The sequence below is a fragment of the Streptomyces sp. NPDC050211 genome, assembly GCF_040656035.1.
Classification (GTDB): Bacteria; Actinomycetota; Actinomycetes; order Streptomycetales; family Streptomycetaceae; genus Streptomyces.
In genome coordinates this window covers 1-11,625 of sequence record NZ_JBFALC010000128.1, presented here as the reverse complement: position 1 = coordinate 11,625, position 11,625 = coordinate 1, and the positions used below count along the sequence as shown (strand labels likewise).

Sequence of the window (11,625 nt, the reverse complement as noted above, 5' to 3'; positions counted from 1 at the left end):
TGTTGAGTTCTCAAGGAACGGACGCTTCCTTCGTACTCACCCGAGAAACACTCTCTCGCGGCTTTCCTCCGGGCGCTTCCCTTCGGTGTTTCCAACCTTACCAGATCCCTTTTCCGTTCCGTTTCCGGTCGGAATTTGTTTCCGGTGGCCGTTGGAGTGGCCTTGCCTATTTGATTGCCTTCCGGCTCTCTTTCGGCGAGTCCGACTTTATCAGAAGTTTTTGACCGGCCTGACCGGCCGCTCAGTCCTGAATAATCGGGGGCTCCTCGGGAAGTGAGTTCACAAGAAGCCGACAGATGCTCACTGTCGCCCCCGGGCAAACCCTGCCCTCTAGGCAACTGTTTGAATCTACCTCCCCACGCCCTCCGTGTCAACGGCTCTTGTGGGTGAAGGAGAGACTAGCAGCTCAGCAGACAGGTGCGCACATCAGGCAGCCGTCGGAACCGCGGCGCTGCGCTCCGCAGCCTCGACGTCGCCCGTCTCCCCGGTGCGGGCGGCGCGACCGCCCAGGACGTAGACGTAGGCAAGGAAGACGAGCTCAGCGAGGACCCCGATGCTTATTCGTGCCCATGTGGGCAGGCCCGACGGGGTCACGAAGCCTTCGATGGCGCCGGAGACGAAGAGGACCAGGGCGAGGCCGATGGCCATGCCCACGGCGGCTCGACCCTCTTCCGCGAGGGCCGTGCGTCGGCTGCGTGGGCCGGGGTCGATGACGGTCCAGCCGAGGCGCAGGCCGGTGCCGGCGGCGACGAAGACCGCGGTCAACTCGAGCAGACCGTGCGGCAGGACGAGACCGAGGAAGGTGTCGAGCCGACCGGCTGAGGACATCAGGCCGAAGCCGACGCCGAGGTTGAGCATGTTCTGGAAGAGGATCCACAGAACCGGGAGGCCCAGGAAGACCCCGAGGATCAGGCACAGGGCGGCCGCCCAGGCGTTGTTCGTCCACACTTGGGCGGCGAAGGAGGCCGCGGGGTGGCTCGAGTAGTAGGCCTCGTACTGGCCTCCGGGGCGGGTGAGCTCGCGCAGCTCATCGGGGGCCGCTATGGAGGACTGCACTTCCGGGTGAGTACCTATCCACCAGCCCAGGAGTGCCGCGACAAGGGTCGACAGGAGCGCGGTGGGTACCCACCAGTGGCGCGACTTGTAGACCGCGGCGGGGAATCCGTGCGTGAGGAAGCGGGTGACGTCGCGCCAGGAGGCGCGTCGGGTGCCTGTCACGGCACTACGCGCGCGTGCCACGAGTTGGCTGAGCCGACCGGTCAATTGCGGGTCGGGGGCGCTGGACTGGATCAGGGAGAGATGAGTGGCGGTGCGCTGGTAGAGGGCGACGAGTTCGTCGGCCTCGGCACCGGTGAGGCTGCGCTGGCGCCGGAGCAGGGCGTCGAGGCGGTCCCATTCGGCTCGGTGGGCGGTGACGAAGACGTCGAGGTCCATCGGTTTGCCTGCTCCTGGGCTGTTCGTCGGCGGCTCGTCGTGGTGTCAGCTTGTCGTACTGCGGCGCGATGCGCCCTCAGCTTGGCAGACTGGCTGTTCTCAGGGCAGGTCAGGGGAAGGACAGCGGCGTGAGTGAGCTGGTGACGGGTGAGGCGGTGGCGCTGGAGTTGCGCCCCGCGAGGCTGCCCAGCAGGGCGCTGGCCGTCCTGCTCGATCTGGTGGTGGCCGTGATCGCCTACCTGGTCGTGACCATCGGCCTGGTGATCTCCACAGCTTCATTGGACGAGGCGGCACAGTTCGCCCTGTCGATCGCGACGTTCGTATTGGTGCTGGTGGGCGGACCGATCGCGGTCGAGACGCTGGGCCATGGGCGATCGCTCGGCAAGATGGCGTGCGGGCTGCGTGTGGTGCGGGACGACGGCGGGCCGATCCGGTTCCGGCATGCGCTGGTCCGGGGTGGGATCGGCGTGATCGAGATTCTGATGACATTTGGCGTGATCGCCTGCATCGCCTCTCTCGTGTCGGCACGCGGGCGGAGGCTCGGGGACGTGTTCGCAGGGACTCTGGTCGTGAGGGAACGGGTGCCCGTGGCCCGTACGAGCTTCGTTCCTCCGCCGCCGCCCTGGCTGGCCGGGCGGTTCGCCAAGCTGGATCTGTCGGCGGTTCCGGACGGTCTGTGGCTTGCCATCCGCCAGTATCTGACGCGGATGCAGCAGCTGGATCCGCAGGTCGGCTGGGCCATGGCGGAACGGCTCGCCACCGACCTCGCGGCCCGTACGGGAAGCCCGGCGCCGCAGGGCGTTCCGCCGGCCGCGTATTTGGCGGCGGTGGTGCAGGAACGGCAGGCACGGGATGCAAGGCGTGCCTTCGCGGGCGGCTCGGTAGCGGCCGGTCCAGTCGCGGGTGCTCCCGCTGCTGGTGGCGGGCCTGTGGCCGGTGTGCCGGGGGCGTATGTGCCTCAGGCGGTTCCGTCCGCGGTCCCTGCTCCTCAGCCCGAGGCTCCGGTCAGTGGCCGGCGCGAGGCTCCCGAGGTGTCGCCTGCCGACGGTCCCGCCACTGGGTTCGTGCCGCCTGCGTAGCCCGGCCCGCCGGCCACCCAGCACGAACGCGGCGCTCAGTCGAACGCGGACGGCGGCGAGTCAAGGTCCTCCAGCTCGATGCCCGGTGCCGCGAGCACGACGTCGCCGGCGATGTGTACGGCGTGCTGTTCGCCCGTGTCCAGGGCTGTGACCTGGTATTCGTCCACGGTCAGAAGGCCGTTGTCAGTGGCGTGTGCTTCTCTTTTCAGCAAGGCCCAGGACTGGTCCACGGTGCGCGGGGCGAGGACGGGGTCGGTGAAGGCGACGAGGCGGACGCGGGTTGCTGAGCTGGAAGGGGTGAGGCGCAGGAGACGAGTGGTGGCGATGAGGAATGCGGGGGAAGTGCCGGTGAAGGCGTGGGCGCGGACGTTGCCTTCCATGGCATGAGCCCCGGTGGGGTCTGTACGGACCCAGGTGACGCCGTCGAGCGCGGCGCCGCGGACCTGCCAGCCCGCGGCGTGGAGTTCGAGGCGGATGGGGCGGCCGAGTTCGTCGAGGGTGATGTCGACGGAGCCGCTGTGGTCACCCGCGGGGGTGGTCCGTTGTGAGACGTAGCGCCAGCCGGAGGGGCCGGGGGCGCAGTGGAAGTGCTCGTCTGCGAGGGGGGTGTGATCGTGCGGATCATGGAGCGAATAACGGCCGCGGGGCATGGGGGTCCTGGGTCTTGACGGGCTGGTCCGGCCGCAACGGCCAACGGGGCAGGCCCCCGGCACGGGGGTGCGGGGACCTGCCTCGGAGGACCTGCTGGTGAGAGCGTGTCAGCGCACCGGCGCGCTCTCACGGGCTGCGGTCAGTACTCAGCGCCTGAGCCGACGGCTACCCACAGGAGCCGGCGGCTCAACAGCGGCGGCCGAGGGCTCAGTAGCGGTAGTGGTCCGGCTTGTACGGCCCCTCGACCTCGACGCCGATGTACGCGGCCTGCTCCGGGCGCAGCGTGGTCAGTTTCACGCCGAGCGCGTCCAGGTGGAGGCGGGCGACCTTCTCGTCGAGGTGCTTGGGCAGCACGTACACGTCGGTCGGGTACGCGTCGGGCTTGGTGAACAGCTCGATCTGGGCCAGGGTCTGGTCCGCGAAGGAGTTGGACATCACGAACGACGGGTGGCCGGTGGCGTTGCCCAGGTTCAGCAGGCGGCCCTCGGACAGCACGATGAGCACCTTGCCGTCGGGGAACGTCCAGGTGTGAACCTGCGGCTTGACCTCGTCCTTGACGATGCCGGGGATCTTCGCGAGGCCGGCCATGTCGATCTCGTTGTCGAAGTGGCCGATGTTGCCCACGATCGCCTGGTGCTTCATCTTGGCCATGTCCGAGGCCATGATGATGTCCTTGTTGCCGGTCGTGGTCACGAAGATGTCGGCCGTCTCGACGACCTCGTCGAGGGTCGTGACCTGGTAGCCGTCCATCGCCGCCTGCAGCGCGCAGATCGGGTCGATCTCGGTGATGATCACGCGGGCGCCCTGGCCGCGCAGCGACTCCGCGCACCCCTTGCCCACGTCGCCGTAGCCGAAGACCACGGCGGTCTTGCCGCCGATGAGGACGTCGGTAGCGCGGTTGATGCCGTCGATCAGGGAGTGGCGGCAGCCGTACTTGTTGTCGAACTTCGACTTGGTGACCGCGTCGTTGACGTTGATCGCCGGGAACAGGAGGGTACCGTCGCGGTGCATCTCGTACAGGCGGTGAACGCCGGTCGTGGTCTCCTCGGTCACGCCGCGGATCTCCGAGGCGAGCTGGGTCCACTTCTGCGAGCCGTCGGTGATGGTGCGGTTCAGGAGCTCGAGGATGACGCGGTGCTCGTCGTTCTCGGCGGTGTCGACCGCCGGGACCTTGCCGGCCTTCTCGTACTCGACGCCCTTGTGGACGAGGAGGGTGGCGTCGCCACCGTCGTCCAGGATCATGTTCGGGCCGCCGGTGGGGGTGTTCGGCCAGGTCAGCGCCTGCTCCGTGCACCACCAGTACTCCTCCAGGGTCTCGCCCTTCCAGGCGAAGACCGGGATGCCCTGGGGGTTGTCGGGCGTGCCGTTCGGGCCGACGGCGACGGCGGCGGCCGCGTGGTCCTGGGTGGAGAAAATGTTGCAGGACACCCAGCGGACCTCGGCGCCCAGGGCGACCAGGGTCTCGATCAGGACCGCGGTCTGCACGGTCATGTGCAGCGAGCCCATGATTCGGGCACCGGCCAGCGGCTGAGTGGCGGCGAACTCCCTGCGGATCGCCATCAGGCCGGGCATCTCGTGCTCGGCGAGGGTGATCTCCTTGCGGCCGAACTCGGCCAGGGAGAGGTCGGCGACCTTGAAGTCCTGTCGGTTCTCGACAGTCGTCATTGAGAGCTGCTCCTCGGAGGTTGGGGCGAGGTGGGTACGGCTGGTCTGCGCGTGGCGGACACAGGGGTGCCCGAAGAGGACACAGGCATGCCCGCGTACACGCAGCGCAGTCCGTCGGAGGCCCTCTCTCCCTCGGTCGGTCCGCGGTGGGACCGCCCGACCGCCATCAGCAGCGACGTCTGGCTCCGTCCCAAGCTACACCGGTAAGGCGGGCCGTCCCCAGTCCACCTCCGAATAGATCAGGCCGATCACGGCCCCGGGGAGGGTCCGTCCGCCGGCCGGCCCCCGTTGGGCGGCGGACGGTTGTGACAGCGATAACAGGACACCCGCAATCGGATGGACAGGAGTCGACAGACCGGGACCTTCAGGGACTCTTGCCTCTTTGAGCTGGGAGAGAGGTGTTGCAGGATGCGAGGAGATCGGGACATCTGATCGATCCTGCGGGACGTCCGGGACGGCGTTCTCGCGTGACAAAGGCGTTAGGAGATCGACGTGACCAGTCCGGCCGGCCCTCCCCCCACGGGCAGCGGCGGTGGCGAGCGCAAGAGGTTGAAGTTGCTCGCGGTGACCGCGTGCCCGACCGGCATCGCCCATACGTACATGGCGGCGGAGAAGCTCGCGCAGGCCGCCGCGAGCCAAGACATCGACATGAAGGTGGAGACGCAGGGATCCATCGGGGCTGAAAACGTCCTAGATGACAACGATGTCACATCCGCCGACGGCGTCATCATCGCCGCGGACAAGGATGTGGACCTGAGCCGATTCGCGGGCAAGCGGGTCCTGACCGTCGGGGTCGCGGAGGGCATTCGCCACCCCGAGCAGCTGATCGAGCGGGTGCAGTCGGCGCCCGTGCACCTGGAGGGTGGCTCCCCCACAGCCGCCCGCGCCTCCGGCGGCAAGGAACGCGGCATCACGTACAAGGCGCTGATGAACGGGGTCAGTTACATGATTCCGTTCGTGGTCGTCGGCGGGCTGCTGATCGCGGTGTCGCTCGCGATCGGCGGGAACACCACGCCGGACGGCCTGGTCATCCCGGAGGACTCCTTCTGGATGGACGTGAACAACATCGGCGTCATCGGCTTCACGCTGATGGTGCCGATCCTGTCCGGCTATATCGCCTACGCGATAGGCGACCGGCCCGCGCTGGTGCCGGGCATGATCGGCGGCTGGATCGCGAACACCGGTGAGTTGTACGACTCGAAGGCGGGCGCCGGGTTCATCGGGGCGATCGTGACGGGGTTCCTGGCCGGTTATCTGGTCCTGTGGATCAAGAAGGTCAAGGTCCCGAAGTTCGTGCAGCCGATCATGCCGATCATCGTGATCCCGATCGTGGCGACCTCGGCGCTCGGGCTGTTCTTCATCTACGTCATCGGCAAGCCGATCTCCTGGGTGTTCGAGCATCTGACCAGCTGGCTCAGCGGGATGACGGGCACGAGCGCGATTCTGCTCGGGGCGATTCTCGGGCTCATGATCGCGTTCGACATGGGTGGGCCGGTCAACAAGACAGCGTTCCTGTTCGGCGCCGGGCTCATCGCGACCGGCAATCAGACGGTCATGGGCATGTGTGCCGCCGCGATCCCGGTCATGCCACTGGGGCAGGGCCTCGCCACGCTGATCCGCAAGCGCCTCTACACCGAGCAGGAACGGGAGACCGGTCTGGCCTCGCTGTTCATGGGCTGCTTCGGCATCTCCGAGGGCGCGATCCCGTTCGCGGCGGCGCGGCCCGCGCAGGTCATCCCGGCCAATATGCTCGGCGGCGCCGTCGCCGGCGCGATCGCCGGGCTCGCCGGCGTCGAGGACGCGGTGCCGCACGGTGGGCCGATCGTGGCCGTGCTGGGCGCGGTGAGCGGTGTACCGATGTTCTTCGTGGCCGTTGCGATCGGCTCTGTCGTCACCGCGCTGACGACGGTCGCCCTCGTCGACATCACCGAGCGGAGGCGGGGCACGCCGGTCGGCGGTGTGGGCGCGAGCGGGCCCGAGCCCGCGCTGGTGGGGGCGGGCGTGGGGGCGCGGGCCGCCACGAGCGCCGTAGGGGCGCAGGGCGCCGTAGCAACGAAGGGCGCCGCCGAAGCCGTACCGTCGCAGGCTGCCGGGCATGCATCCGCGGCGCCGGTCGAGGGCGGGGCGAGCACTGGCGGCCCCGCCGAGACCGCGGCTGCGCGCGGCACGGGTACGACGGACGAGGCAGCGGAGTCTGCGGAGCCGGACTCTGCCATGGACACCGCGAGCCCGAACCCCGCCCCGGAATCAGTCACCCCCGAAGCCCTCTCCGGTCACCTCACCGCGCAGACCGTGAAGGTTCGGCTCGAGGCCTCCGACAAGGAGGCGGCAATCCGCGAGATGGCGATCCTGTTGGCACGGACGGGCAAGGTGGCGGACGTCGACGAGTTGGTGGCGACGGCGTTGCGGCGTGAGGCGCAGGGCACCACGGGGCTCGGTGAGGAGATCGCGATACCGCATGCCAAGACGGACGCGGTGACCGCGCCGGTCGTCGGGTTCGCGCGGTCTGCCGAAGGTGTCGAGTGGGGCTCGATGGACGGTACGAAGGCGAGGCTGGTGTTCATGATCGCCGTACCGGAAGCCGCCGCGGGTGACGAGCATCTGCGGATACTGGCGCTGTTGTCGCGGAAGTTGATGGACACCGGGTTCCGGGAGCGGCTCATGGCAGCGCCGGACGATGCGGCGGTGCTCGGCGTGCTGAGCGAGATCCAGTAGCCGGAACAGCAGACGATGGGGCCCGCCGGAACGCTCGGCGGGCCCCATCGCCGTAAACACATCGTCGTGTCGTAAACACATCGTCGTACTGAGGACGCGGTCGTACGACGTCGTATCAGTGCTCGGTGGGGTGGGCTGCCGGGCCGCCCGGCGTTGCCTCGCGGTCGGCGCCCTTCGCGGCCTCGGCCTCGCTGTAGATGTCGGGCTCGAGGTAGATCACGCGGGCGATCGGGACGGCCTCGCGGATGCGGGCCTCGGCGGCGTCGATGGCGGAGGCGATCTCGGTGGCCGTGTCGTCGTGCTGGACGGCGATCTTGGCGGCGACGAGCAGTTCCTCGGGGCCGAGGTGGAGCGTGCGCATGTGGATGACGCGGGTGACGGTTTCGCCGTCGACCATCGCGGCCTCGATCTTCTGGACGTCTTCGAGGCCGGCGGCCTCGCCGAGCAGCAGCGACTTGGTCTCGATGGCCAGCACGATTGCGATCAAGATGAGGAGCACGCCGATGCAGAGCGTGCCGATGCCGTCCCAGACGCCGTCGCCGGTGGCGAGGGCCAGGCCGACGCCGCCGAGGGCGAGGATCAGACCGACCAGCGCGCCGAGGTCCTCCAGGAGGACGACGGGCAGCTCGGGTGCCTTGGCGTGACGGACGAACTCCGACCAGGACTTCTTCCCGCGCAGGACGTTGGACTCCTTGATGGCCGTCCGGAAGGAGAAGGTCTCGGCGATGATCGCGAACACGAGGACGCCGATCGGCCAGTACCAGTGCTCGATCTCGTGCGGGTGCTTGATCTTCTCGTAGCCCTCGTAGAGGGCGAACATGCCGCCGACCGAGAACAGGATGATCGAGACGAGGAAGGCGTAGATGTAACGCTCGCGGCCGTACCCGAAGGGGTGCTGGGGGGTCGCCTCGCGCTGGGCCCTCTTGCCGCCGACGAGGAGAAGGCCTTGGTTGCCGGAGTCGGCGAGCGAGTGCACCGACTCGGCGAGCATCGACGACGAGCCACTGAAGATGAACGCCACGAATTTCGCTACCGCGATCGCGAGGTTGGCGACGAGTGCCGCCACGATCGCCTTGGTGCCGCCTGACGCGCTCATGTATTCGCGTTGTCCCTTCGTGCGTACGCCGTCCAGACCTTTGCCCGGCCTTTGCCAGTGGGCCATTGTTGCAGCCCGCTCCGACAACGGTGCGTCAGGCCGCGACTCCTTGACCGTCAGGCGATGACGGTGGCCCGGAAGACCGTTCCAGAGCCGGATACTTCGGCTTTTTCGCCGGCCGGGACGAAGACCGACCGACCGGGGTTCAGCTCGTGCTCGCCTGCCCGGACGGAACCGGCCGTGCAGAGGAGGATCTGCGGGGTCTCGCGGGTGAGGTCGTGGGCGGCGCCGCCTTCGGGGAGGACGTACCGGGAGAGCCGGAACTCGTCGATCGGGGTCTCGTAGACCTCCTCGCCGTCCGGGGACGCCTCCGGGCGCAGCACGCCGGGATCGCTGGGCTCGAAGCGGACGATGCGCAGGAGTTCGGGGACGTCGACGTGCTTGGGGGTCAGGCCGCAGCGCAGGACGTTGTCCGAGTTGGCCATGATCTCGACGCCGAGGCCGTTGAGGTAGGCGTGCGGGATGCCGGCGCCGAGGTAGAGGGCCTCGCCGGGCTGCAGGCGGACGTAGTTGAGGAGCATCGCGGCGATGACGCCGGGGTCGCCCGGGTAGTGGTGGGCGATGTCGGCGTAGGGGGCGTACTCGCCGCCGAGGCGGGCGCAGGCCGCGGCGGCCGCGGTGACGGTGTGGGCCATCTCCTCGCGGTCGGCGCTCAGAACGGCCGTGAGGACCTCGCGCAGCGCCGCCTCCTCGGGGTGGGCGCGCAGCAGGTCGACGTACGGCTTGAGGGAGTCGACGCCGAGGCCGGCGAGCAGGTCGGCGGCCTGGGCCGGGGCGCGGAAGCCGCACAGGCCGTCGAACTCGGTGAGCGCGCAGATGAGTTCGGGCTTGTGGTTGGCGTCCTTGTAGTTGCGGTGCGGGGCGTCCACGGGGATGCTCCGGCGCTCCTCGTCCTCGTAACCCTCCTTCGCCTGCTCCAGGTTGGGGTGCACCTGGAGGGAGAGGGGGGCGCCGGCGGCGAGGATCTTGAGCAGGAAGGGCAGACCGGGGCCGAACTTGGCCACGGCCGCGGCGCCGAGTTCGCGCTCCGGGTTGTCGGCGATGACCTCGACGAGCGTGCCGCGGTCGGTGCGCGAGGGTGCGCCCGGGTGGGCACCCATCCACATCTCCGCCTGCGGTTCACCGGTCGGCTCGACACCGAGCAGCTGCGGGATCGCGGTGGTGGAACCCCAGGCGTAGGGGCGGATGCTGTTGTCGAGGCGGTCCATCGGCTCTCTGTCTGCTCTCTCTGCGTTCGACGCGTTCAATGCGCTCAATCTCAATGCGCTCAATGCGTTCGACTCTGGTTCGCCGTGCGTACGGCTTTCGTCTTGTCGCGCGTACGGCGGTCAGGGCGTCCTGGGTCAGATCAGGCCCTCGAAGCGAGCGCCAGGTAAACGGCGGCGAAATCGGTGATGGCGATCAGTTCGGCGAGGGTCTCCAGTTCGCCACCGGGTTCCGGCTCCAGTTCGCTGATCGGCGTGTCGTGGCTGAGGGCCAGGTCACGGGCTGCGGGCGCGGCGGTGAGGCCCTCGATCGGGCGGTCGCGGAGCAGCACCACGCGCGCGTGCATCGCGGGTGGCTCTTCGACGCGGTCGCGGAAGAAGTCGTCGGGGTCGGCGCTGGCGGCGAGCGGGCCGGCGAGCAGGGCGCTGTGCGCGGCGAGCGCCTCGGGGAGTTCGGCGACGACGGCCGGTGTGCCGGAGAGTTCGGCGAGGGCCGCGGCGAACCTGCGACCGGCCGGTCCTGCCGAGGTGCCCTCGGTCCAGATCAGCGGGAGGGCGTCGGCGAGTTCGGCGGCGAGGGTCTTGGCGGGGTTGCTGTACGTCGCGATGGCCGGCCCGCAGCGTTCGGCGATGTGGTCGAGGCGGTCGGCGACCTTCTCGATGGCGTCCGGCGGAGCGGTGAGCAGGCCGGTGCGGTCGAGGAGGGCGAGCAGCGGGGTCAGCAGCGCCCACAGGACGCCGGGCGCGGACGCGGCGGCGAGGGATTCGTCCTGCTCGTACGGGGCGGTCGCGAGCGGTACGAAGAGGCCGTGGGCGCCGTCCACCGCCTCGGCGAGCGGGGTGCGGGGCGGGGCTACGGCGGCGACCGTGCAGCCGCGGCGGTAGGCCTGGTCGGCGAGGAGGGAGAGGCCGGGTTCGGTGCCGTCCGGGGTGGTGATGAGCAGGAGGTCCACCGAGCCGGCCCAGCCGGGGAGTTCCCAGCGCAGGGCGCCTGCGGCGGGGGCGACGCCGGAGGGGGCCAGGCGGGTCACCGGGCTGCCTGCGCCTGCGAGGGTGCCGAGGAGGTCGGCTACGCAGATGGCGGCGGCGCCGGGGCCCGCGATGAGGACGGCGCGGGGGCGGCCGTCCGGTTTGAGGTCGTGGACGCCGGACTCGGTGGCGTGCCGGGCCGCTGTGCGGACTCGGGCGCCGGCCTCTGCGGCGCCGCGGAGCAGGCCGCGTTGGTCGGCCTCCGCGAGCCCCTCGGGGGCGTCGAGCAGCGATTCGTCGAGCATGGGCGGCAGACTCCGATCGCCGGGTCGTTACGCGGGGTGGCGGGCCTCGTCGACGAGGAGGACGGGGATGCCGTCGCGGACGGGGTATGCCAGGCCGCAGTCCTGGCCTGTGCAGATCAGCTCCGTGTCCTGCTCCTTGAGGGGGGCGTGGCAGGCCGGGCAGGCGAGGATCTCCAGGAGGCCGGCTTCGAGCGGCATGGGGGGTCCCTTCGGGGGCGGGGTGGGCTACGGCTGTGTGTGCGGATGTGCCTGGTCAGGGTACCGCTGGAGGGGGTGGGTGTGGGGGTGGACGGGGTGGGTGCGGGCGGGGTGGGGTTGGACAGGTGGGGTTCGGGGCGAGCGGCGTTGGTGTGACCGTTGTCGGGTTTCGCCCCCGCCGCCCCTACCCGTCCCATCCCCAGGGGCTCCGCCCCTTCGACCCCGCCAGGGGGCTCCGCCCCCTGGAC

At 69.6% G+C, this 11,625-nt stretch carries 10 protein-coding genes; 3 read left to right on the top strand and 7 right to left on the bottom strand.

All coding sequences use genetic code 11. The features are described 5' to 3' along the window. Positions 1–224: hypothetical protein (locus AB0I98_RS48615; RefSeq protein ID WP_362952757.1), on the top strand; the 224-nt coding region annotated here is incomplete at its 5' end. Positions 225–426: 202 nt separating this feature from the next. Here AB0I98_RS48615 and AB0I98_RS48610 read toward each other — a convergent pair. Continuing rightward, positions 427–1,434: a stage II sporulation protein M gene (locus AB0I98_RS48610; protein ID WP_362952755.1), complete on the bottom strand. Its 1,008-nt coding sequence runs from the start codon at positions 1,432–1,434 to the stop codon at positions 427–429. A 128-nt stretch (positions 1,435–1,562) separates the two neighbouring features. On the opposite strand from AB0I98_RS48610, the gene AB0I98_RS48605 reads away from it, so the two are divergent. After that, a complete protein-coding gene (locus AB0I98_RS48605) occupies positions 1,563–2,513 on the top strand; it encodes an RDD family protein (protein WP_362952753.1) in 951 nt (316 codons plus the stop codon). A gap of 35 nt (positions 2,514–2,548) precedes the next feature. On the opposite strand, the gene AB0I98_RS48600 is transcribed toward AB0I98_RS48605, so the two are convergent. Together AB0I98_RS48600 and ahcY are read right to left on the bottom strand one after the other, a co-directional pair. Next, positions 2,549–3,163: a hypothetical protein gene (locus AB0I98_RS48600; protein WP_362952751.1), complete on the bottom strand. Its 615-nt coding sequence runs from the start codon at positions 3,161–3,163 to the stop codon at positions 2,549–2,551. A 208-nt stretch (positions 3,164–3,371) separates the two neighbouring features. Next, positions 3,372–4,829 (bottom strand): adenosylhomocysteinase, encoded by a 1,458-nt coding sequence (gene ahcY, locus AB0I98_RS48595; protein ID WP_362952749.1) that lies wholly within the window; start codon positions 4,827–4,829, stop codon positions 3,372–3,374. Between the two features lie 492 nt (positions 4,830–5,321). Between ahcY and AB0I98_RS48590 the strand changes: the two genes are divergently transcribed. Beyond that, positions 5,322–7,544 (top strand): fructose-specific PTS transporter subunit EIIC, encoded by a 2,223-nt coding sequence (locus AB0I98_RS48590; protein ID WP_362952747.1) that lies wholly within the window; start codon positions 5,322–5,324, stop codon positions 7,542–7,544. Positions 7,545–7,659: 115 nt separating this feature from the next. Here AB0I98_RS48590 and AB0I98_RS48585 read toward each other — a convergent pair whose 3' ends face one another. The 4 genes from AB0I98_RS48585 to AB0I98_RS48570 form a co-directional block, all read right to left on the bottom strand. Continuing rightward, positions 7,660–8,640: a cation diffusion facilitator family transporter gene (locus AB0I98_RS48585; protein ID WP_362952745.1), complete on the bottom strand. Its 981-nt coding sequence runs from the start codon at positions 8,638–8,640 to the stop codon at positions 7,660–7,662. A 116-nt stretch (positions 8,641–8,756) separates the two neighbouring features. Continuing rightward, positions 8,757–9,908: a mannose-6-phosphate isomerase, class I gene (gene manA / locus AB0I98_RS48580; protein WP_362952743.1), complete on the bottom strand. Its 1,152-nt coding sequence runs from the start codon at positions 9,906–9,908 to the stop codon at positions 8,757–8,759. A gap of 140 nt (positions 9,909–10,048) precedes the next feature. Then, complete coding sequence (locus AB0I98_RS48575) at positions 10,049–11,179, bottom strand: SIS domain-containing protein (protein WP_362952741.1); 1,131 nt, start codon at positions 11,177–11,179, stop codon at positions 10,049–10,051. Between the two features lie 27 nt (positions 11,180–11,206). After that, a complete protein-coding gene (locus AB0I98_RS48570; RefSeq protein WP_190149712.1) occupies positions 11,207–11,377 on the bottom strand; it encodes a Trm112 family protein in 171 nt (56 codons plus the stop codon). Between the last annotated feature and the right edge of the window lie 248 nt (positions 11,378–11,625).